This is a genomic window from Sinorhizobium fredii NGR234 (genome assembly GCF_000018545.1).
Taxonomy (GTDB): domain Bacteria; phylum Pseudomonadota; class Alphaproteobacteria; order Rhizobiales; family Rhizobiaceae; genus Sinorhizobium; species Sinorhizobium fredii_A.
This window is the reverse complement of sequence record NC_012587.1, coordinates 2,167,769-2,190,336: the sequence shown is the minus strand read 5'-3', so window position 1 is coordinate 2,190,336 and position 22,568 is coordinate 2,167,769. Positions and strand designations below refer to the sequence as shown.

The 22,568-nt window shown below is 63.4% G+C and carries 19 protein-coding genes and 1 other RNA gene; 17 read left to right on the top strand and 3 right to left on the bottom strand.

Annotated elements, in window-relative coordinates; all coding sequences use genetic code 11:
- Positions 1–32 precede the first annotated feature (32 nt).
- Positions 33–1,397, top strand: a complete 1,365-nt coding sequence (locus tag NGR_RS21815; protein WP_012708650.1) for a serine hydrolase domain-containing protein — start codon at positions 33–35, stop codon at positions 1,395–1,397.
- 49 nt (positions 1,398–1,446) lie between these two features.
- Here NGR_RS21815 and NGR_RS21810 read toward each other — a convergent pair whose 3' ends face one another.
- The 3 genes from NGR_RS21810 to NGR_RS21800 all read right to left on the bottom strand — a co-directional run bounded on the left by NGR_RS21810 (position 1,447) and on the right by NGR_RS21800 (position 4,641).
- A complete protein-coding gene (locus tag NGR_RS21810) occupies positions 1,447–2,466 on the bottom strand; it encodes a lytic transglycosylase domain-containing protein (RefSeq protein WP_012708649.1) in 1,020 nt (339 codons plus the stop codon).
- Positions 2,467–2,583: 117 nt separating this feature from the next.
- On the bottom strand, positions 2,584–3,219 hold the full coding sequence (locus NGR_RS21805; protein WP_012708648.1) for a LysE family translocator: 636 nt from the start codon (positions 3,217–3,219) through the stop codon (positions 2,584–2,586).
- Between the two features lie 207 nt (positions 3,220–3,426).
- Entirely contained in the window at positions 3,427–4,641 is a 1,215-nt protein-coding gene (locus NGR_RS21800; RefSeq protein WP_012708647.1) for a pyrophosphate--fructose-6-phosphate 1-phosphotransferase, read from the bottom strand.
- A gap of 318 nt (positions 4,642–4,959) precedes the next feature.
- Between NGR_RS21800 and NGR_RS21795 the strand changes: the two genes are divergently transcribed.
- The 16 genes from NGR_RS21795 to murC all read left to right on the top strand — a co-directional run bounded on the left by NGR_RS21795 (position 4,960) and on the right by murC (position 22,566).
- Positions 4,960–5,667, top strand: a complete 708-nt coding sequence (locus tag NGR_RS21795; RefSeq protein ID WP_164924399.1) for a J domain-containing protein — start codon at positions 4,960–4,962, stop codon at positions 5,665–5,667.
- On the top strand, positions 5,664–6,428 hold the full coding sequence (locus NGR_RS21790) for an N-acetylmuramoyl-L-alanine amidase (protein WP_012708645.1): 765 nt from the start codon (positions 5,664–5,666) through the stop codon (positions 6,426–6,428). Before NGR_RS21795 ends, NGR_RS21790 begins: the two co-directional genes overlap by 4 nt.
- A gap of 226 nt (positions 6,429–6,654) precedes the next feature.
- On the top strand, positions 6,655–7,188 hold the full coding sequence (locus NGR_RS21785; protein WP_012708644.1) for a lytic transglycosylase domain-containing protein: 534 nt from the start codon (positions 6,655–6,657) through the stop codon (positions 7,186–7,188).
- A gap of 284 nt (positions 7,189–7,472) precedes the next feature.
- Positions 7,473–8,684 (top strand): NAD(P)/FAD-dependent oxidoreductase, encoded by a 1,212-nt coding sequence (locus tag NGR_RS21780; RefSeq protein ID WP_012708643.1) that lies wholly within the window; start codon positions 7,473–7,475, stop codon positions 8,682–8,684.
- 51 nt (positions 8,685–8,735) lie between these two features.
- Positions 8,736–9,133: RNase P RNA component class A (gene rnpB / locus NGR_RS21775), an RNA gene on the top strand.
- A gap of 426 nt (positions 9,134–9,559) precedes the next feature.
- Complete coding sequence (gene mraZ, locus NGR_RS21770; RefSeq protein WP_012708642.1) at positions 9,560–10,000, top strand: division/cell wall cluster transcriptional repressor MraZ; 441 nt, start codon at positions 9,560–9,562, stop codon at positions 9,998–10,000.
- A 14-nt stretch (positions 10,001–10,014) separates the two neighbouring features.
- Positions 10,015–11,040, top strand: coding sequence for a 16S rRNA (cytosine(1402)-N(4))-methyltransferase RsmH (gene rsmH, locus NGR_RS21765; RefSeq protein WP_012708641.1), 1,026 nt, complete (start codon positions 10,015–10,017; stop codon positions 11,038–11,040).
- A 6-nt stretch (positions 11,041–11,046) separates the two neighbouring features.
- Positions 11,047–11,448: a cell division protein FtsL gene (gene ftsL / locus NGR_RS21760; RefSeq protein WP_012708640.1), complete on the top strand. Its 402-nt coding sequence runs from the start codon at positions 11,047–11,049 to the stop codon at positions 11,446–11,448.
- Positions 11,448–13,196, top strand: coding sequence for a peptidoglycan D,D-transpeptidase FtsI family protein (locus NGR_RS21755; RefSeq protein ID WP_012708639.1), 1,749 nt, complete (start codon positions 11,448–11,450; stop codon positions 13,194–13,196). The genes ftsL and NGR_RS21755 overlap by 1 nt, the downstream gene beginning before the upstream one ends.
- A gap of 66 nt (positions 13,197–13,262) precedes the next feature.
- Complete coding sequence (locus tag NGR_RS21750) at positions 13,263–14,723, top strand: UDP-N-acetylmuramoyl-L-alanyl-D-glutamate--2,6-diaminopimelate ligase (RefSeq protein ID WP_012708638.1); 1,461 nt, start codon at positions 13,263–13,265, stop codon at positions 14,721–14,723.
- Position 14,724: 1 nt separating this feature from the next.
- Positions 14,725–16,158, top strand: a complete 1,434-nt coding sequence (locus NGR_RS21745; RefSeq protein ID WP_012708637.1) for a UDP-N-acetylmuramoylalanyl-D-glutamyl-2,6-diaminopimelate--D-alanyl-D-alanine ligase — start codon at positions 14,725–14,727, stop codon at positions 16,156–16,158.
- 138 nt (positions 16,159–16,296) lie between these two features.
- Positions 16,297–17,397 (top strand): phospho-N-acetylmuramoyl-pentapeptide-transferase, encoded by a 1,101-nt coding sequence (gene mraY / locus NGR_RS21740; RefSeq protein ID WP_012708636.1) that lies wholly within the window; start codon positions 16,297–16,299, stop codon positions 17,395–17,397.
- 6 nt (positions 17,398–17,403) lie between these two features.
- Positions 17,404–18,795, top strand: a complete 1,392-nt coding sequence (murD, locus tag NGR_RS21735; protein ID WP_012708635.1) for a UDP-N-acetylmuramoyl-L-alanine--D-glutamate ligase — start codon at positions 17,404–17,406, stop codon at positions 18,793–18,795.
- Between the two features lie 85 nt (positions 18,796–18,880).
- On the top strand, positions 18,881–20,035 hold the full coding sequence (gene ftsW, locus NGR_RS21730) for a putative lipid II flippase FtsW (protein ID WP_012708634.1): 1,155 nt from the start codon (positions 18,881–18,883) through the stop codon (positions 20,033–20,035).
- Between the two features lie 3 nt (positions 20,036–20,038).
- On the top strand, positions 20,039–21,160 hold the full coding sequence (gene murG, locus NGR_RS21725) for an undecaprenyldiphospho-muramoylpentapeptide beta-N-acetylglucosaminyltransferase (protein ID WP_012708633.1): 1,122 nt from the start codon (positions 20,039–20,041) through the stop codon (positions 21,158–21,160).
- Positions 21,157–22,566 (top strand): UDP-N-acetylmuramate--L-alanine ligase, encoded by a 1,410-nt coding sequence (murC, locus tag NGR_RS21720; protein WP_012708632.1) that lies wholly within the window; start codon positions 21,157–21,159, stop codon positions 22,564–22,566. Before murG ends, murC begins: the two co-directional genes overlap by 4 nt.
- Positions 22,567–22,568 lie beyond the last annotated feature (2 nt).

The window sequence follows — 22,568 nt, the reverse complement described above, 5'->3', positions numbered from 1 at the left end:
ACCTGTTTTCCTGTCGTCGACGGGAGGCGGCTATGAAGGGTTTGTTGCGCAAAACCGGTGCGTTCGCCGTGGCGATGGTCGGGGGGGTTGCAGGCTGGCTGGTCTTCTTCCCGCCGGAGCTGCTCAGGGTCGGGGACGGTTATGCCGCCAAGATCGTTTGCTCCAACGTCTTCCTGGCGGGGCGCGACCCGCAGGCGGTGCTTGCAGAGGACGTACAGGCGCCCGGTCACCCGCTGCTGAAGTTCGTCAGCGTGTCGCTCGATCCCGATCCGCAGGCGGTGACGGCGCGAATCTTCGGCTTCGCCGCGCCGGTTCGGGCTGTCTATCGTCCGGGATTCGGATGCACTGCAACTGCTGGCGGAACCATGCAGGCGTTGGCAGCGCCGGGAGTTGACAATGCTGGGGCCGTCGCGGCCTCTGCCGATAGCCCGGACCTCGCCTGGCCCGAGGGAAGCAAGGCGGAGATCGACCCGGCATTCCAGGAACTGGCGGAAGATGCCGAACTGACCGGGCCAGGTGTGCGGGCAGTCGTCGTCATCAAGGACGGAAAACTGGTCGCTGAAGCCTATGGCCAAGGTTTCGATCGCAATACGCCTCTGCTCGGCTGGTCGATGACGAAATCGGTGACTGCGGCGCTGGTGGGCCTGCGGATCGCCGCCGGGCGCATGGACCCGCAGAAGGCTGACCTTTTACCGGCATGGAGTGGCGACGAAAGGGCGCGGATCAAGCTCATCGATCTCCTGGCGATGCAGAGCGGCCTCGCCTTCAACGAGGATTATGGCGACGTTACCGATGTCACGCGGATGCTCTTTCTCGAAAGCGACATGGCCGGGTTCGCCGCAGCAAAGCGGCTCGAAGCGGCACCTGGTTCCAGGTTCAACTATTCGACCGGCACGACGAACCTTCTGTCGCGCCTGTGGATGGGGACTTTCGATGAGCCGGCTGCGGCGCTCGCCTATCCGCGCCAAGCGCTGTTCGGTCCGCTCGGCATGACCAGCGCCGTGATGGAGACGGACGCGAGCGGCACCTTTGTAGGTTCCTCGTACATGTACGCCACGGCACAGGATTGGGCGCGCTTTGCGCAGTTTCTGCTGGATGACGGCCGCTGGAAGGGAAGGGCGCTTTTGCCCGACGGATTTGTGGAGTTCATGCGAAGCCCCACTGCCGCATCGGGCGGCGACTACGGCTCCGCCCAGGTCTGGCTTACAGAGAACGGCAGGCGCGCCGGCACGGGCAATTTTCCGTCCGATACCTTCTGGATGCTCGGGCATGACGGACAGGCGATCATGCTCGTTCCATCGCTGCGGCTGGCGGTGGTTCGGCTCGGCCTCACGCCCTCGCGGACCGGCTACGACGTGCAGAAACTGAACGGCAAAATAATCGAGGCGCTCGATTGAGCGCCGCGCCGGTCACCATTGTGGAACGGCAAGGCGAAAAGCGCTGCGGTCAGCGCATATCCAGCATGTCGAGCATGCCCTTGCGCTTGGCGTGGTAGTAGTAGCCGCTGGCATAAAGCTTCACGGCACCGTCGTGCTGGTTGTCGGCCACCATCCAGGCGCCGCGCAGATATTTGGTCGCATATTTAAGGTTGGTTTCCGCGTCGAAGAGACCCTCGGCGGGTCCGTCGTAACCGAGGCCCCGAGCGGTATTGTATCGGATCTGCATCAGGCCGTAATTGCCCCGGCTGTAGGCGCGCGGATTGTAGTTGCTCTCGCGCTTGACGACCCGATGCACGAGCTCGAGGGGAAGCCCGTTGAGCTCGGCATAGTGCTTGATAAGCCGGTCGAGCTCGGGCTTGGAACTGGTCGGCGACTTCGTCAGCTTCAGGGAATCGGGAATGACGCTTGCGACCACGCCGACCGCCGAGCCGATGACGCCGGTCTTGGGACGCTCCGTCGGGACGATCATGCGCTTGGCCACCAGGGTCTCGAGGCCGACCGGTTCGCCGGTGTCGAAATCCGATTCCCACAGGGCGGCAACGCCTGGGGACGGCGCGGCGGGCGGCTCGGCGCTCTTGTCAATGGTGGTCGAAGCCGCGGCTGGCGAGAGATTGCCTGGGGCGGGCGCTGCCATGGCCACTTCGAAGGCCTGGCCTGGCTTGGCCGTGGGAACCGCGACCGTCTGGGGGGCAGCGAAGGCGAGCGCAGCGTCGGTCGCCGGCGTGATACCCGGCTGGGCAGTGGGGGCGGCAGCGATTGCGGTCGGTGCGGCATCCGCTGGCGCCGCGGCGGTTGCCGCCGTCTGCGTGCTCAGTGCCGCCGAGGTGCTCGACGCGATACCGATGGGCGCCGGCAGAGCGTAAGCCGTCATCTCCGTTCCGGGTTTCGCGATGGGGGTGACCGTTTGCACGGCGGTCAGTTCTTCAAGGGAGGTGCGCTCGACCGTGGAGCATCCAGACGCAAGTGCCGATGTCAGAGCGATGGCGGTAAATGCCTGTTTCGAAACGGAGATACGGATCGTCGCCATGCGGTCACTTTCGTGCTTCTGGGCCCCGTAGCCCCATGCAAATCAGCGGCTGCCAACCACTGCGCTTGAATTTCCATTAACCTATGCCGCCAGTTGCGGCAAGCGCGCGGGCGAATTTCACGCCGTCGCCCGTTTCAGGCCGAGCGACAGGAGGCCTGCGCCGATCAGCAGCGAGCCGCCGGTACGGTTCACCAACCGTCGGACATTCGGTTTGCGAATCGTCTTTCCCGCGGCGGATGCAAGCAATGCGTAGAGCATCGCGTTCGCGGCTGCGAGGGCAAGGAATGTCGTTTCGAAGATCGCCATCTGAGCAAGAAGGGGCCGCGACAAATCCAGGAACTGCGGCAGGAAGGCGACAAAAAAGATAATGCTTTTCGGATTGAGCGCTGTCACGGCATAGGCGTGCAGGAATATCCTCAGCGGCCGTTCCGCGGCAGGGGCTTCAGTGTCATTTTCCCCGCTTCCGGCGACCGGCGCTTTCCAGAGTTTGAAACCGAGCCAGACGAGATAGGCGGCGCCGATCCACTTCAGGACCGTGAAAATAGTGGCAGAGGCGGCGAGCAGCGCGCCCAGGCCCAGCATCGAGGCGGTCATTGCCGTGAAATCGCCGAGTGCCACGCCAACAACCGTCGCGCCCGCTGTCTTGCGCCCGTGGCTGATCGCATAGGAGATGACGAGCAGGATCGTAGGGCCGGGGATGGCGAGCAACAGGGCCGAGGCGGCGACGAAGGCAAACCAATGTTCGAAAGACATAAAAAAGGCTCCGCGTTTGAACGGCTTCCAGCCGAGATATCGGGGAGGGAGCCATTCAAACGCGGAGCCGTCAACTGTTACTGCATGATTCCTTAGATCGGAATCGATTTAAGGACAAAATCATGCAGCATTTCAAAGTGCTACAGCGACCTTAGCGCGTCCGATTGGACGCGCGGCGCTGTAGTGGACTCTGGAGCGAGCGGCAGCCTATTCCGTGGCCTGCCACTTCTGACCGATGACGTTCATGACGTCTCCGAACCACTTGGCGGACGTGTCGAAATGCTTGCCGCCCTTGATACGGGGAAATTCGATCGTGCGCAGCTTGCCGCCCTGGTCTTCATCGTGGCCGGTGACACCGGAGACCTTGTTGAGCGCGCTCTCCACTGCAAGGTCGACCATGCTCTGGATCAGACGCAGGTCGTCGCCGTTCGCCGGTGCGGAGCGGGCGTAGTAGCCGGATTTCTGCACCATCGAGCGCTCGGCGCCGAGCAGGGCGGCGAACTGCTTCGAGAACCAGTTGCCGACATTGATCGTATCGATCTTCACATGGCCGAAAGCGTCGCGCTTGATCGTTTCGCCGGCGGCCTCGCGCTCGGCGACGATCGCGTCCAGGCAGGCACCTTCGCTGACGAACAGGGTGACATAGCCGTTCCGGTTCATGACCCCGCGCAGGCGTTCGGCTTCCGCTTCGAGATCGAACTTCACTTCGGGCAGATAGAGGCCATCGATGTTCTTCAACTGCGCATCCATCATGAATCCGTCGACATATTCCTTGCCGGCGGCCATCTGAACGTAAGCGCGCGCTGTCGCTGCGGTCAGCCAGCCGCAGTGGCGGCCCATCACCTCGTGGACCACGAGCGTGCGCGGTGCTGCGCTCTGTTCGTTGCTCACATTGTCGAAGAAGCGTGCGCCGTATTCGGCGGCCGTCCAGGCGCCGAGCGTCTGGCGGATCGGCACCACATCGTTGTCGACGGTCTTCGGCAGGCCCACGACGGTCAGGTCGTAGCCGTTGGCGCCAAGATAGGCGGCCAGATCGGCAGCGGTCGTGTTGGTATCGTCGCCGCCGATCGTGTGCAGGATGCTGATGCCATCGGCAGCAAGCCTTTCGGCCGCGACCCGAAGCGGGTTTTCGCCTTCCTTCACGAGACCGCGCTTGACGCAGTCGGCTGCGTTGGTCAGTTTCACGCGGCTATTGCCGATCGGCGATCCGCCGTGGCGGTGAAGAATATGGGCCCGCTCGCGCATGTCTTTCGTGATTTCGATTCGGTCGGCGAGAAGCAGGCCTTGATAGCCGGAACGGTAAGCCACCAGTTCGTGGTCGGGGGCGATATCCGTATAGCGCTCGATGAGTCCGCCGACAGCGGATGAAAGGCAGGGTGCGAGCCCGCCCGCCGTCAGCATTGCGACTTTCTTCTTGGCCATGTTTCCTCCTCGGATTTCGGCATCCTGCGATCGTTCGGGAGATCGACCGCATTCTCAATTTATGCGCAGGTCATAGACCACCGGTGGTCTAACGCAATTCCGATGGAAATAAAATGACAGGGCTGTGGATGTCTGAAAAGGGACCCATCAGCCCGGCAAAAGACTGGATCAATGCAATTCACTTGAGATTTACGGCGAGGTGATTTAATGAGGGGCCATCACAATTCCGTCATCCGTGACGTTTTGGCATCGTCGGCCGCTTGCAATATGCCACCACATCGGGCCATGCTTGGTCGTGGACAGGGAACAATCGCACTCATGTCATTCTGGGACAGCCTCATCAAGATCGTAACGGCCACCGGCAATGCGCTCGCCGGTGTGGTCGAGGCGGTCCGAACACTCTTCGAAGGAGATCCCGAGACGCGCCGCAAGGTGGCCTTCTCGGTGGCCATGATTGCCTTGTCGGCGAAGATGGCGAAGGCTGACGGCATCGTCAACGAAGCCGAGGTCGCCGCCTTCCGCGACATCTTCAAGTTCCCTGCGGACCAGGCGAAGAACGTCGCTCGGCTCTACAACCTCGCCCGCCAGGATGTGGCGGGCTACGAAGCCTATGCCGAGAAGATGGCGTCGCTCTGCTCATCCTGCGAGCGCAACTGCCCGATCCTCGAGGACATCGTCGACGGACTCTTCCATATCGCCAAGTCCGACGGCGCGGTGCACGACAAGGAACTTGCCTATCTGATGCGCGTTGCCGAAATCTTCAACATGGACGAGGCGCATTTCCAGCGCATCATGGCACGCCATGTCCATGGCGACGGTCGCGATCCCTATCAGGTTCTCGGTGTTTCTCCGAAGGATGATTTCTCCGATATCCGCAGGCGCTACCGGGTCCTCGTTTCCGAGAACCACCCGGACATGCTGGTCGCGCGTGGCGTGCCGGAGGAATTCCATGCGATCGCCAATGACCGCATGGCGGCGTTGAATGCCGCTTACGAGGCGATCGAGAGAGAACGCCGCGCCGCATGACATCGAGGGCCTGCGACTTTCCGGGGGCTCGCTTCGTGCCGTCTCCGAACCATGGCGAGCGTGCCGGCGGGCGCCGGCCGGACATGGTTCTCCTGCATTATACCGGAATGGACACGGCGGGCTCGGCGCTCGACTGGCTCTGTCGCGAGGAAAGCCAGGTATCCAGCCACTATTTCGTTCACGAGGACGGCCGGATCGACCAGCTCGTGCCGGAGGAGCGCCGCGCCTGGCATGCCGGCAAGAGCTTCTGGAAGGGCGAGGCGGACATCAACTCCTGTTCCATCGGCATTGAAATCGCCAATGCAGGACATCCCGGCGGGCTGCCGGATTTCCCCGAAGCGCAAATCGCGGCGGTCGTCGAATTGTGTCGGCACTGTGGCGAGCGCTGGCAAATCACGCCCGAAAGGGTGCTTGCACACAGCGATGTGGCGCCGATTCGCAAGGTCGATCCGGGAGAAAATTTTCCCTGGGATGTGCTATTTCGCCACGGGGTCGGCCACTGGGTCGAGCCGGCGCCCGTCGGCGGCGGCCGCTTCTTCCAGCGCGGTGACCGTGGCCAGCCGGTCGAAGCGCTCCAGTCGATGCTGTCTCTTTATGGCTACAACATTGAAGTTACGGGAGATTTCTGCGAGGCGACGGAAGGCGTGGTGGCCGCTTTCCAGCGGCATTTCCGTCAATCGCGGGTAGACGGGATCGCCGACGTTTCCACCATCGATACGCTACACCGGCTGCTCTCGGCACTGCCGAAATTCGGTGCTTAGGCGGCAATTTTAGAGCGCCCTGATTTAGCGCCATCGAACGTATGCCGCGCGATTTTTTTGCGTTTGCCACATGTTTACCATGATAGACCCTTCATTTCCGGTCCATCAACGCAGGAGATGCGGCGTCCAAGCGCCGGGCTCCTGTCAGGGATAACGATCGGGAAATCGGTCGTGACGGTGGGGTGCGCCGTCCGTCCAGTTCCCCAGACCGGAGACTTCAAACTAAATGAGAATATCTTTCGTTGCTGCGGCGGCGGCATGCCTTGGCATGTTCATCGCCGGGATGGGTACGTCGTATGCAGGGGGTGTCGACAAGACCATCAAGACCTCGGCGTTGCCGACGGTGACCAAAACGACGGGTTATCCCGCACCGCAATTCGACCTCACGCGCGGTACCGAATATACGATCCTGATCCAGTCCTACGCCAAGCAATATGGCGTTCCCGTCGATCTCGCACATGCCATCATCCAGGTCGAAAGCAATTTCGATGCGAGTGCCCGGGGCAGTGCGGGTGAAATCGGTCTCATGCAGATCAAGCCGGCCACGGCACGCATGATGGGCTATTCCGGTTCAGCCAAGGGCCTCTACGATCCGGCCACCAACATCAAGTTCGGCATGATGTATCTGGCGAAGGCCCAGGAGCTCTCGGACGGTTCGACCTGCGGCACCATCCTCAAATACAATGCCGGCCATGGTGCCAAGCGCATGAATCCGGTCTCGAAGCGTTATTGCGGCAAGGTCCAGAGCATCCTCAATTAAAGTCGAAAGACGAGCCGCTCCGGGGTGGGCGGCCGACAATCGATCCGTTCTGGAAGTCCTGGCGGGTTCTACTGCATGTCTCCTTAAATCGACCTCGATTTAAGGACGAAGACATGCAGCAATTCAAAGTGCTACAGCGACCTTTGCGCGTCTGATAAGACGCGCGGCGCTGTAGGACATGGCCGGATAGGTCTCGCGTTCCGGCATAAGTTGAATTTTGAAAGAGTTCGGTGTCATTGGCCGGGCGGCATGTTATTCCCGCAGCGAAGCGTCGAGGGATATCCATGTCGGAAAGCTTTGATTTCGTTATCGTCGGCAAGGGCATGATGGGCGCAGCGGCGGCGCGCCACTTGAGCCTGGCGGGTGCCCGTGTCGCGCTTGTCGGGCCGGACGAGCCGGATGACTGGGCGAACCATCGCGGCGTTTTTTCCAGCCACTACGACAATGCCCGCATCACCCGCACGATCGACAACGATCCGGTTTGGGCACGCCTCGCCCGCCGGTCGATCGAGCGATACCGGGAGATCGCAGAGGCAAGCGGGATCGAATTCTACCATGAGGTCGGCTGCCTGATCGCCGCGCCGGCGCCGAGCGGTGGCTTCGACTATCTCGACAGGGTTGCCCGTGCCCGTGACAGGCTTGGGGTCGAGGCGCCGTTGATCGTCGGCGAGGATCTCGCCGAGCGCTTTCCTTGGTTTTGCTTTCCACAGGGTTATGCCGGCCTCCACGAGGCGCGCGGCGCCGGCTATGTCAATCCCCGAGCCCTGGTCCGGGCACAGACGATCGCGGCGGAGAGACTGGGTGCGGGCGTGATCCGCGAAGAGGTCCTTTCCGTCGCGGAGTCGGCCGGCTCGGTGAAGGTTTCGACTACCGGCGGACACAGGCTTCGAGCGGGGCGCGTTCTCGTGGCGGCCGGCGGCTTTTCACTTTCCGAAGCGCTGCTGCCAAAGCCGATCGATTTGTCGGTAAAGGCCCGCACGGTGCTCTTCGCAGAGATCAGCCCCGACGACCTTGCCGGGTTTGACGGCATGCCGTCGCTGATCGGCGCCGCACCCGCGCAGGACCAAAGCTACTATCTGCTGCCGCCGGTTGCCTATGCCGACGGCAAACACTACATCAAGATCGGCGGTGACCCGAGCGATCGGATCCTTGCCGACGAAGCGTCGGTTCGCGAGTGGTTCCGCGGCGGTGCGAGCGCCGGGGCGGCAGACCATATGCGTGGCTTGCTTGCCGACGTGATGCCGGGGCTCAAGCCGGTATCGACGCATTTTTCGCCATGCGTCACCGCATTCACACGGCACGGCTACCCCTATGTCGGCTTTGTCAGCGACCGCATTGCCGTGCTGACCGGCGGCAACGGCCAGGCGGCCAAGAGTTCCGACGAAATCGGCCGGCTCGGCGCGGCGCTGCTGGCGAACGGCCGGCTCGATGCCGGCGAATACGAGACCGATTTCGCCGTCGCCTGCCGATCGGCGGCACCGCTGCAGCCGCGGTAAAAGCGTCGATTTTTCTAGCGCTTCTCGCCCCGGTCGGTTAATGAGCCTCTGCCAGTTGGCCGGGCAGCCGCGCCCCGCAGGTGCCGAAAGGCCGCGGGGTGAGGAAAGTCCGGGCTCCACGGAAACACGGTGCCGGATAACGTCCGGCGGGGGCGACCCCAGGGAAAGTGCCACAGAAAGCAAACCGCTCCGCTCGCGGAGTAAGGGTGAAAGGGTGGGGTAAGAGCCCACCGCGGACATGGCGACATGGACGGCACGGTAAACCCCACCGGGAGCAAAACCGAATAGGGATGACACGGGCGCGCAAGCGCCCAGCCGGTTTCCAGGCCGGTCATCCGGGTGGGTTGCACGAGGCTGTGCGCAAGCGCAGTCCCAGATGAATGGCTGCCACGTTCCGCTTCCTCGGAGGCGGAGCCATACAGAACCCGGCTTACAGGCCAACTGGCGATTTTTCTTCAGCACCTTCAGGCGGTTTCGGCGTCAGCGCCGGAACCCGCAGGCTTTCGGTCGCGCCCGAGCGAAGCAGCCATGAGGGACTGCAGGCACGCCTCTCATGCCTGCAGTCCGCGGGCATTCCAAGGGATCAAAGTCCTCAATCGTAACCCTTTGTTAAACTTAACAACCTATCAATATTTGATCATCCGTGAGGCTGTTTACGAGCTTCTCCCATTGACGCCCATATGGTCCCATGTTATCCCATAATGGTACTGCGCAAGGGCTGCGTCGTGGCCCATCATCGCGAAATTCCAGGGGTCCTTCCTCGGAAGGTTCAAGCGGGCATGCTCGTGTCCGGCGGGGGACTTTTGCGTGCGCAGCCGAGTGTTCGCGTGGGTCGATGATCGTGGCCCGCCAGTCGGGGGCGGCCGTTTCGCGTCATGAACCGCTTCTTGTCACATGCTACGAACCGGATCGATGCCAAGGGGCGGGTTTCCGTGCCTTCGGCGTTTCGTGCCGTGCTTTTGGAGGCGGGTGTTCGGGAGCTATACTGCTTTCAGGACTTCGTCTTTCCGGCGGTGAGCGTCGGTGGGCCGGAGCTTCTGGATCGGTTCGAGAAACAGATGGCCGCCGAGGATCCGTTTTCGGATGCGGCCAACCAGATGTCGCTGCTCGTTCACGGGGGCGGCGTCTTCGTGAAGCTCGACCCGGAGGGCCGGTTGATGGTGACGGATTTCATCCGCGACTTCACCGGCATCTCGACCGACGTGACCTTCGTCGGACGGGGCGATCATTTTCAGCTCTGGGAACCGCAGGCGTTTGCGAGGGCGCAGGCGGAGGCCCGGGAAGGGCGCAAGCAACGGGGGCTGCGTTCAGAATAGAGTGGAGAGGCGGAATGGTGACGGATCAAGGCGACAGAGCTTCTGAAGCCGATGGCGGACCGGTTCGTCACATTCCCGTCATGCTCGCCGAGGTGCTGGCGGCTCTCGAGCCGGCGCCCGGCAAGGTCATCCTCGACGGAACCTTTGGTGCCGGAGGCTACACGAGCGCGATCCTGGATGCGGGTGCCGACGTCATTGCGCTCGACCGAGATCCGACGGCGATCGCCGCGGGCCAGCCAATGGTTGCCGCTGCCGGAGGCAGGCTCAGGCTTATTCATTCGCGCTTTTCCGAGCTGGCGGATCATGTGCCGGAAGGCGGCCTCGACGGCATCGTGTTCGATATCGGCGTCTCGTCGATGCAGATCGACGAGGCGGAGCGCGGCTTCTCCTTCCAGAAGAAGGGGCCGCTCGACATGCGCATGTCGGCAGCCGGCGTCTCCGCCGCCGATGTCGTCAACCGGGCAAAGGTGTCGGATCTCATCCGCATCTTCGGCTTCCTCGGCGAGGAGAAGCAGGCGGGACGCATCGCCCGTGCGATCGAGAAGCGCCGCGCCGAGGCGCCTTTCGAAACGACCCGCAATCTCGCGAACCTCATCGAGACGGTGACGCCGCGCAAGGCCAAGGACAAGATCCATCCGGCGACGCGCGTCTTCCAGGCGCTGCGCATTTTTGTCAACGACGAGCTCGGTGAACTCGCCAATGCGCTTTTTGCAGCCGAACGGGTCCTGAAGCCCGGCGGGCGCCTCGTCGTCGTCACCTTTCATTCTCTCGAGGACCGGATCGTCAAGACATTCTTCCAGGATCGCTCGGGCAAGGCGGGTGGCTCACGTCACCTTCCACTTGTCACTGCACGGGACGCAACCTTCACGCCAGTCGGCAAGCCTATGGTTGCGGCCAGCGAGGACGAAGCGTCCCGCAATCCGCGCGCCCGGTCGGCGAAACTGAGAGCCGGTGTCCGCACACCGGCTGCGTCGCCGGGAAACGATCTGTCGATTTTCAATCTGCCGGAGCTGGCGAGCCTTGCCAGACTAGGGGGCTAACAGACGATGCTCAGAACGCTCGATATAGTGCTGATAGTCGTCATGACCGGGGCCGCTACGGTCACCTACACGATCAAGCACCAGGCCGAGAACAAGCTCGAGGAGGTCCGCAGGCTCGACGCCGCGATCAAGCTCGAGGAGGACACGATCGACCTGCTCAAGGCGGATTGGGCGCTGCTGACCCAGCCGAACCGGCTGGAGCGGCTCGTCGGCGCCTTCGCAGCCGACCTGCAACTCGCGCCGACGCCCTCGACGCAACTTGCAAGGCCCGAGGAGCTGCCGATGCTGAAGGCGGATGTGCCGCCTCCGGAGGAAGGCAAGGACAAGAAGGGCAAAGGCAAGAAGGACGACGGCATCGCCGCCGTCATCAATGCCGATAACATCGCAACAGGTTCGGTGGCGCGCTGATGTCGTTTCTCTCCCGTATCATGGTGCTGAAGAGCAAGGCGCATTTCTCTGCCGGCGGCAACAACCGCCCCGGAGAGGCGGGCGTCAACGTGACCTTCCAAGGGACGCGCAAGAAGAACGCCAGCCAGGCGAGAAGCCGCGTTGCGATCGTCATCGCCAGCTTCGGCATCGCCTATGCGGTGATCGGCGGCCGGCTGGTCCAATACGGTGTGGCGCAGCCGGAGACGGTGTCGTCGATCGGGCGCGCCGACAACCTGATGGCCTCGCGCCCCGACATCCTCGATCGCAACGGTGAGATTCTCGCGACCGACATCCGCACCGTGTCGCTCTATGCCGAGCCGCACAAGATCGTCGACGCGGACGAGGCGGTGGAGCGACTGGCAACGGTTCTGCCCGACCTCAACGCGCGCGAGATCTACAACAAGCTCAAATCGAACTCGCGTTTCCAGTGGCTGCGTCGGCAATTGACGCCGAAGCAGCAGAGCGAAATCCTGGCACTCGGCATTCCGGGTATCGGCTTCCGTCCCGAGAAGCGGCGCTTCTATCCCGGCGGGCCGACGGCCGCCCATATCCTCGGCCACGTCAACATCGACAACCGCGGCGTTGCCGGCATGGAGCGCTATATCGACAGCCAGGGGCTTGCCGATCTGGCGGCCATCGGCATGACCAGCGACGCCAAGCTCGAGCCGGTCAAGCTCTCGATCGACGTACGCGTCCAGAACATCGTCCGCGACGTCATCGATTCCGGCATGAAGAACTATCAGGCGATCGCCGCCGGTGCCGTGGTCATGGATGTCCACACCGGCGAGGTGCTGGCGATGGCATCCGTGCCTGATTACGATCCGAACAAGCCCGCCGAAGGCGCCGAAGAGGGCTGGATGAACCGCATGTCGAACGGCACGTTCGAGATGGGCTCCACCTTCAAGACCTTCACCATCGCCATGGGTCTCGATTCCGGCAAGGTAACACTCAACAGCAGTTTCGATGCGACGGCGCCGATCCGCATCGGCGGCTTCACCATCAAGGACTTTCATGGCAAGCGGCGGGTTCTGACCGTGCCGGAAATCTTCCAGTATTCCTCGAACATCGGCACCGCGAAGGTTGCCGACCTCGTCGGCATCCCCGGGCACAAGGAATTCCTCACCCGCCTCGGGTTGCTTTCCAAGCTGCCGACCGAACTGCCGGAGGTCAAAACGCCGACCCAGCCGCGCGAATGGAAGAAGATCAACTCGATCACCATTTCCTTCGGCCACGGCGTCTCGACCACGCCGCTGCAGACGGCAGTCGCCGGCGCGGCCCTCGTCAATGGCGGCAAGCTCATCCCGCCGACCTTCCTGCCGCGCACGGAGGAAGCGGCCAACGAGCTTGCGACCGCGGTCGTCAAGAAGAGCACGAGCGACGACATGCGGTTCCTGCTCCGCTGGAACGGCATTGCCGGCTCGGGCAAGCGGGCGCTGGTGCCGGGCTTCAACGTCGGCGGCAAGACCGGCACGGCCGACAAGGTCGTCAACGGCCGCTACGTCAACGATCAGAACTTCAATGCCTTTCTGGCTGCCTTCCCGATCGACGATCCGAAATACATCGTCCTGACCTTCATCGACGCGCCCAAGACCGGCGAGGGCGGCGGGCGTACCGCCGGTTCCAACGCCGCGCCGATGGTGCGCGACATCATCAGCCGCTCGGCGCCGCTGCTCGGCGTCGAACCGAAATTCGGAGAAGACGGTTCTGCCTTGCTTGTGTCTTATTGACCGTGAAATGAGAATGCGGACGATTCGCGATTTCGGCGATCGATATCGGTGTGAGACGTGCAGTTCATGAAGATCAGGGACCTGGCGGGAACGAATTTCCCGGAACTTTCGGCGCAACTGCAGGGCAATGCCGCGGAGATCGATATTGCCGGCATTACGGCCGACAGCCGGCAGGTCAAGCCGGGCGATCTCTTCGTCGCCGTCGCCGGCACGAAGGCGAACGGCAGCGCCTACATTGCCGACGCCCTGTCGCGCGGCGCGGCGGCGGTGATTGTTGCAGAGGGGTCTGGCGCGGACGCCGGCGCACCGGTTTTCGAGCTTTCCGAACCGCGCCGTTTCCTGGCGCAGGCCGCAGCTCGCCTCTTTGGCCGCCAGCCTGAAACGATGGTGGCGGTAACCGGAACTGCGGGGAAGACCTCGGTTGCTTCGTTTACACGCCAGATCTGGGCGCATTCCGGCCTTGCGGCGGCGATGATCGGGACGACCGGCGTTACCGCGCCGGGCCGCAATGACTATGGCTCGCTGACGACCCCGGATCCGGTGTCGTTGCACAAGCTGCTTGCCGAGCTCGCCGATGAGGGCGTGACGCATGCGGCGATGGAGGCTTCCAGTCACGGCCTCGACCAGAGCCGGCTTGACGGGGTTCGGCTCGCAGCTGCCGCCTTCACCAATCTCGGTCGCGACCATATGGACTACCATCCGACCGTCGAGCACTACATGGCCTCGAAGATGCGCCTTTTCGGAGCGCTCCTGCCGAAGGGCTCGCCGGCGGTTATCTTCGCCGACGACCAATGGTCGGCCGAAGCGATTGCCGCGGCCCGCAAGGCCGGACACGACGTGCGCACCGTCGGGCGCAATGGCGATTTCATCAGCTTGAAGCGGGTCGAGCATTTCCGTCACAAGCAGTCGGCCGAGGTCCATGTCGGCGATGACATCTTCGAAATCCACGTGCCGCTCGCCGGCGATTTCCAGGTGGCCAATGCGCTGGTCGCCGCCGGCCTTGCCATGTCCACGGGGATTGAGGCCAAGGTCGCCTTTTCGGCGCTCGAAAAGCTGCAGGGCGCCTCCGGCCGGCTGGAACTGGTCGGACAGACGAAGGACGGCGCGCTTGCGTATGTGGACTATGCCCACAAACCCGACGCGCTCGAAAATGTGCTCGAATCGGTGCGCCCGTTCACCACCGGCCGTGTCATCATCGTCTTCGGCTGCGGCGGCGACCGGGATAAGGGCAAGCGGCCGATCATGGGCCAAATTGCCGCCCGGCTCGCCGATGTCGTGATCGTCACCGACGATAATCCGCGCTCGGAAATCCCCGAAACGATCCGCTCGGAGATCATGGCCGGTGCCAAGGGGGCCACCGAAATCGCCGATCGGGCTGAGGCGATACGGACCGCCGTCGGCATGCTGAAGGCCGGCGACACGCTGATCGTTGCCGGCAAGGGGCACGAGGAGGGGCAGACGATCGGCTCCGTGACGCTGCCATTCTCCGATCACGCGGAAGTCCGTAAGGGGCTGGGAGGGCTGTAAGTTGAACTGGCTCTGGACATGCAGCGATCTGCTGGCGGCCATGAACGGCCGCCCGGTCGGCAATCTCCCCGAAGGGATCATCGGCATCTCGATCGACAGCCGCACGATCGCCAAGGGCGAGGCCTTTTTCGCGATCAGGGGTGATCGCGTCGATGGCCACGACTATGCCGGCATCGCACTTGCCAACGGAGCCTCGCTGCTCGTCGTCAGCGAAGGAAAGCTTCCGGCGCTCGGGCGGTTGATTGCGCCGATGATCGTCGTCGACGATGTCCTGGAGGCGATGATCCGCCTCGGTTGCGCGGCGCGCGACCGCAGCGCCGCGAAAGTCATCGCCGTCACCGGCTCGGTCGGCAAGACGACGACGAAGGAGATGCTGAGGCATGTCCTGTCGCCGCTTGGACGTGTCCACGCCTCGATCGCATCGTTCAACAATCATTGGGGGGTGCCGCTGACGCTGGCGCGCATGCCGGAGACGACCGAGTTCGGCATTTTCGAGATCGGCATGAACCATCACGGCGAGATCCGGCCGCTGACCGCGATGGTGCGTCCGCATGTGGCCGTCGTCACCAGCATTGCCGCTGCCCATCTCGGCAATTTCGCCAGTCTCGACGAAATCGCCACGGCGAAGGCGGAGATTTTCGAGGGGGTCGTCAAGGGTGGACATGCGGTCATCAACCGCGACAGCCCGCAGTTTGAACTTCTCGAGAGGGCAGCTGTGGCGGCGGGCGTCAGCCACATTCACTCCTTCGGCGCCAACCCCAAATCCGAGTATCGGCTGATCGAGTTCGCCGGAGGAGCCGAGAGTTCCGGTCTATGGGCCGGAATTGGCGGCAGGACGCGGGAGGTGACGATCGGCGCGCCGGGGCGGCATATCGCCGAGAATGCCCTGGCGGTGGTTGCCGCTGCGCAACTCGCCGGCGCGGATCTCGACCGTGTGCTTGCCTCGCTTGCCACCATGCAGCCGGAGAAGGGAAGGGGATTGCGACACCGTCTGAAGATCGGTGGCGGCCACCTGACACTGATCGACGAAAGCTACAATGCCAACCCGGCGTCGATGCGGGCGGCGATCTCCCTCCTGCGCGCCGCCGAGCCGCCGGCCGGCGGTCGCCGTATCGCGATTCTTGGCGACATGCTGGAGATGGGCGAGCATGCGGCGGCTGTCCACGCCGCCCTGGCGGAGCCGATCGTGGAGGCTGGCATTACCGACGTCTGGCTGGCCGGTCCCGATATAGCACATCTGCGTGACGCGTTGCCGGGCGAGGTCTCGGTCGTCCACCGCGAGGCGGTCGGCGATCTCACCTCCTACGCGCTCGGCGCGGTTGCTGCCGGTGATGTGGTGATGGTCAAATCATCGAAGGGCACCGGCTGCGCCAAGATCGTTCAGGCTCTTCTCGATGCCTATCCCGAAGAGATGGCCGAAGCCGGCGAAGTATAAGGGCAGTGCCACCAATGCTGGTGGATAAGGCCCGGGCCAGGGGAATTGGCCTAACATAGTCAAACGCAAGTGGGTATCGTTCATCAGGCGATTCTGTTGGACGGCGTCCAATTCTAAACCTTTGGGGAAAGGTCCCTTATGCTGATCTGGCTCGTGGAACTGGCGGACCACTTTCAATTCTTCAATCTCTTCCGCTACATCACTTTCCGCACGGGTGCAGCTCTCTTCACCTCCGCGCTGATCGTGTTCCTGTTCGGGCCGGCCATCATCTCGTCGCTGCGCATCCGCCAGGGCAAGGGTCAGCCGATCCGCGCCGACGGGCCGCAGACGCACTTCAAGAAGGCCGGCACGCCCACCATGGGCGGGCTGATGATCCTTGCCGGCATCGTCGGTTCGGCGCTGCTCTGGGCCGATCTCTCGAGCATCTATGTCGTCTCGACGCTGCTGGTGACGCTCGGCTTCGGTGCAATCGGCTTCTATGACGACTATCTCAAGGTCACCAAGCAGTCGGACAAGGGCTTTTCCGGCAAGGCGCGCCTCGGTATCGAGTTCGTTATCGCAGCGATCGCCGTTTTTTTCATGATGCAGGCGGCGCAGTCCGCCGGCAGCGCGGGATCGACCTTCGGGTCGTCGGTGACCTTCCCGTTCTTCAAGGACCTGATGCTCAACCTCGGCTATTTCTTCGTGCTTTTCGGCGGTTTCGTCATCGTCGGTGCGGGCAATGCCGTGAACCTGACGGACGGTCTCGATGGTCTCGCCATCGTGCCGGTGATGATCGCCTCGGCGGCCTTCGGGCTGATCGCCTATCTTGCCGGTAACGCGGTGTTCGCCAACTACCTGCAGATCCATTTCGTGCCCGGCACCGGCGAACTCGCGGTCATCCTCGGTGCGGTGATCGGCGCCGGTCTCGGCTTCCTCTGGTTCAACGCGCCGCCGGCGGCGATCTTCATGGGCGATACGGGTTCACTGGCCCTTGGCGGCCTGATCGGCACCGTTGCCGTCGCCACCAAGCACGAGATCGTCATGGTGATCATCGGCGGTCTCTTCGTCATAGAAACGCTGTCGGTCATCATCCAGGTCTTCTGGTTCAAGCGCACCGGCCGGCGCGTCTTCCTGATGGCGCCAATCCACCATCACTTCGAGAAGAAGGGCTGGACCGAGAGCCAGGTGGTGATCCGCTTCTGGATCATCGCGGTCATTCTGGCGATGGTCGGTCTTTCGACCCTCAAGCTGCGGTAAGCCAAGATGATCCCGGTCACCACATTCAAGGGCAGGAAGGTCGCGCTCTTCGGCCTTGGCGGTTCGGGGCTAGCGACGGCCGAGGCGCTGGGCGCGGGCGGCGCTGCAGTCACCGCCTGGGACGATAATCCCGACAGCGTCGCCAAGGCCATGGCCGCAGGTATTGCGACGGCGGATTTGCGCCATGTGGACTGGAGCGCGTTTTCCGCTTTCGTGCTATCGCCGGGCGTACCGCTGACGCATCCGAAGCCGCATTGGACGGTCGATCTCGCCCATCAGGCCGGCGTCGAGATCATCGGCGACGTCGAGCTTTTCGTGCGCGAGCGACGCGCCCATGCCCCGGATTGCCCGTTCATCGCCATTACCGGCACCAACGGCAAGTCGACGACGACGGCGCTGATCGCCCACATCCTGAAGTCCAGCGGACGGGACACCCAGCTTGGCGGCAATATCGGCAGGGCCGTGCTGACGCTAGATCCGCCAAAGGCAGGGCGTTTCTTTGTAGTCGAATGCTCGTCCTACCAGATCGACCTCGCACCGACGCTCGACCCCACGGCCGGCATACTCCTCAACCTGACGCCCGATCATTTGGACCGTCATGGCACCATGCAGCACTACGCCGACATCAAGGAACGATTGGTGGCGGGAAGCGGCACGGCCGTGGTCGGCGTCGACGACAGTTTCTCGAGCCTGATCGCCGAACGGGTGGAGCGGGCCGGAACCAAGGTCGTGCGGATCTCGCGCCGTCATGGCTTGGCCGACGGGATCTATGCCGAGGGTTCGTCTCTCATGCGGGCTGAAAACGGGACAGCTGAGCTGTTCGCCGATCTTGGCGGTATCCAGACGCTGCGGGGCGGCCACAATGCCCAGAATGCGGCGGCGGCCGTTGCCGCCTGCCTTACCGTCGGCGTCGACAGGCAGGACATCGTTCACGGGCTTAAAACCTTTCCGGGACTGAAGCACCGGATGCAGCCAATCGCGAAAAGGGACGACATCGTCTTCGTCAATGACAGCAAGGCGACCAATGCCGATGCGGCGGCGCCTGCGCTTTCAAGTTACGAGCGGATCTACTGGATTGCCGGCGGCCTGCCGAAAGAGGGCGGCATCAGCTCGCTGACGCCGTACTTTCCGAGGATCGTCAAGGCCTACCTGATCGGCGAGGCGGCGCCCGTTTTCGCGGCGACGCTCGGCGAGGCGGTGCCCTACGAGATTTCCGGTACCCTGGATAGAGCTGTCGCGCATGCGGCGGCGGATGCGGCACGGGATCATGAAGGCCCGACCGCCGTAATGCTTTCCCCGGCTTGCGCAAGCTTCGACCAGTACAAGAATTTCGAGGTGCGGGGCGATGCCTTCGTCGGCCATGTGGCGGCGCTCGAAGGCGTGACCATGCTCATCTGAGGCGCGATTTACCGGACGCGATCGACGCGGCGGAGCCGGGACTTCGGAAGTTGGCGTATAGTGCGCCGGAAAAGGGGACAGACAGATGGTAAGCCGAGCCGAACGTGGCCCCGTGGCCGACTGGTTCTGGACGATAGACAGGTTCTTCCTGGCGACCTTCATCCTCCTGATGGGCGTCGGCTTCATGCTTTCCTTCGCGGCCAGTCCTCCGGTCGCCGAGCGGCTCGGGCTCGACAGCTTCCACTTCGTCAAGCGTCACGCGGTCTTCCTCTTGCCCTCGCTGGTGGTGATGGTGGGCATATCCTTCCTGTCGCCGCGACAGGTCAGGCGCGCGGCGATCATCCTGCTCGGTGCATCGCTCGGCATGATGGTGCTCGTCCTCTTCGTCGGCGAGGAGGTCAAGGGCTCGCTTCGGTGGATTTCGATCGCCGGCATCTCGATCCAGCCGTCCGAATTCATGAAGCCCGCCTTCGTCGTCGTCTGCGCCTGGCTCTTTGCCGAGCACGCCAAGCAGCCGGAAATTCCCGGCAACCTGCTGTCGATCCTGCTCTTCGGCATCGTCGGTGCGCTGCTCGTTGCCCAGCCTGACCTTGGCCAGACGATCCTCACGGCCGCAGTCTGGGGCGGCATGTTCTTCATGGCCGGCATGCCCTGGCTGTGGATCGTCGTGCTGGCCGGGGCGGCCGCGGGTGGCTTCTTCGTCGCCTATACGATGCTGCCGCACGTTGCCGGTCGTATCGACCGGTTCATGACCGGCGAGGGCGACACGTTCCAGGTGGATACGGCGCGCGACGCCATCATCCGCGGCGACTGGTTCGGCCGCGGCCCGGGCGAGGGGATCGTCAAGCGCATCATTCCGGACAGCCACACCGACTTCGTCTTCTCGGTGGCGGCGGAGGAGTTCGGCATCGTGTTCTGCATGGTCATCGTGCTGATCTTCGCTTTCCTGGTGATGCGCGGCCTCAACCATGCTTTCCGCGAACGCAACGATTTTAACCGCTTTGCCGTCGCCGGACTGGTCCTGCAGATCGGCATCCAGTCGATGATCAATATCGGCGTGAATCTCGAACTGCTCCCCGCCAAGGGCATGACGCTGCCGCTGATTTCCTATGGTGGCTCGTCGATGGTGGCGATCTGCGTGACCGCCGGCTTCGTTCTGGCGCTCACCCGGCATCGGCCGGAGAAACGCGCGGTGGAGCGCAGCCTCTTTCGATCCGGCGTCGGCGTGCCGGCGGAGTAAGACATGGACAAGGGCATCATTTTTCTTGCCGCCGGCGGGACCGGCGGGCACCTCTTTCCCGCGGAGGCGCTTGCGCATGAGCTGAAGGCGTCCGGCTATGCCGTGCATCTCGTGACCGATAGCCGTGCCGAGCGCTACGCCGGAAAATTCCCGGCCGAAGAGGTGCATGTCGTGCCTTCCGCCACGATCGGCTCGAAGAATCCGATCAAGCTGGCGCAATCGGTCTGGAAGCTCTGGACGGGTTTGCGCGCCGCACGGCGGCTGATTGCCCGCTACAAGCCGAGGGCAGTCGTTGGCTTCGGCGGCTATCCGACCGTGCCGCCGCTGCTTGCTGCGACCGGAATGGGGGTTCCGTCGCTCATCCACGAGCAGAATGCCGTCATGGGACGCGCCAACAAGATGCTGGCTTCGCGGGTACAGGCGATTGCCGGCGGCTTCCTGCCCGAGGGGACCGGCGCCTTCGCGGCAAAGACCGTGACGACTGGAAACCCGGTCCGACCCGCAGTGTCGGAGGCGGCCCGAGTGCCCTACGCGGCGCCGCACGGCGGGCCTTTTCATCTGGTCGTCTTCGGCGGCAGCCAGGGCGCGCAATTCTTCTCGAAGGCGGTGCCGCAGGCAATCTGCCGTCTCGATGACGCGCAGCGCCAGCGGCTCAAGGTGACTCAGCAGGCGCGGCCGGAAGACCGGGAGGGCGTCACCGCCGCCTACGACAAGCTTGGGATCCCGGCCGAGGTATCGCCCTTCTTCACCGACATGGCTGCGCGCATCGCCTCGGCGCATCTGGTCATCTGCCGCTCCGGCGCTTCGACCGTTTCGGAAGTCTCCGTCATCGGCCGTCCGGCCATCCTCGTTCCCTATCCTTACGCGCTCGATCACGATCAGGCAGCGAATGCCGCGGCGCTTGCCGCCAAGGGCGGGGCGCGGGTCATCGCGCAGGCGGAGCTCAACGCCGAACGGCTCGCCGGCATTCTTTCCGATGCCATGAACACCCCCGACGCGCTGGCGCAGATGGCGGCGAACGCCCGCGAAACCGGCAAACCGGATGCCGCGCGCTTGCTTGCCTCCCTGGTAGAGGCTATTGCCAGCGGCTCGACAGTCGCCAAATTCAAGGAAGCACGCTCATGAAAATGCCGAAGACCATCGGGCTCGTACATTTCATTGGGATCGGCGGCATCGGCATGAGCGGCATCGCCGAGGTGCTCCACAATCTCGGCCATCGGGTGCAGGGCTCGGACCAGTCGGACAGCGCCAATGTGCAGCGCCTGCGCGAAAAGGGCATCAAGATCTCGGTCGGCCACAAGGCCGAAAACCTCGGCGACGCCGAAGTCGTGGTCGTCTCGACGGCGATCAAGAAGGACAATCCCGAGCTGATTGCGGCGCGCGAGAAGTTCCTTCCGGTGGTGCGCCGCGCCGAGATGCTGGCCGAGCTGATGCGCTTCCGCAATGCCATTGCCATCGGCGGCACGCACGGCAAGACGACGACCACCTCGATGGTGGCCGCGCTGCTCGACGCGGGCGGCCTCGATCCGACCGTGATCAATGGCGGCATCATCAATGCCTACGGCACGAATGCGCGCATGGGCGCCGGCGAGTGGATGGTCGTCGAGGCGGACGAATCCGACGGCACCTTCCTGAAGCTCCCGGCCGATATCGCCGTCGTCACCAATATCGACCCGGAGCATCTCGACCACTACGGCAATTTCGACGCCGTGCGTGCGGCCTTCCGGCAGTTCGTCGAGAACGTGCCTTTCTACGGATTTGGCGTCCTCTGCCTGGATCACCCCGAAGTTCAGTCCATGGTCGGCAAGATCGAGGACCGCAAAGTGATAACCTATGGTGAGAACCCGCAGGCCGACGTGCGCTATCATAATGTCCGAATGGACGGCGCAACCTCTGTCTTCGATGTCGAGATCCGCCGCCGCCGCACCGGCCAGGTGATCCAGCTCAACGGCCTGCGCCTGCCGATGCCCGGCCGCCACAATGTCTCGAACGCCACCGCGGCCGTCGCCGTCGCCCAGCGCCTCGGCATGGAGCCGGAGGCGATTGCCAAAGGGCTTGCCTCCTTCGGCGGCGTCAAGCGGCGCTTCACGCTTACCGGAGAATGGAACGGGGCGAGCATTTTCGACGATTACGGCCATCATCCGGTCGAGATCAAGGCTGTCCTCAGGGCGGCGCGCGAGGCTTGCCAGGGGCGCATCGTCGCGGTTCACCAGCCGCACCGCTATTCGCGCCTGTCGAGCCTGTTCGAGGATTTCTCCGCCTGCTTCAACGACGCGGACACGATCCTGATCGCGCCGGTCTATGCGGCAGGCGAGGATGCGATCGACGGCGTCAATTCACAGGCGCTCGTCAACAGCATCAAGGCCGCCGGCCATCGCGATGCCCAATTCCTCACCGGCCCGGAAGCACTCGCGCCGGTCGTCTCGAAGATTGCGCAGCCGGGTGACTTTGTGGTTCTCTTGGGGGCTGGCAGCATCACCTATTGGGCCGCGGCGCTTCCCAAGGAACTCGCGGAAATTTCAGGAAGTTGAAG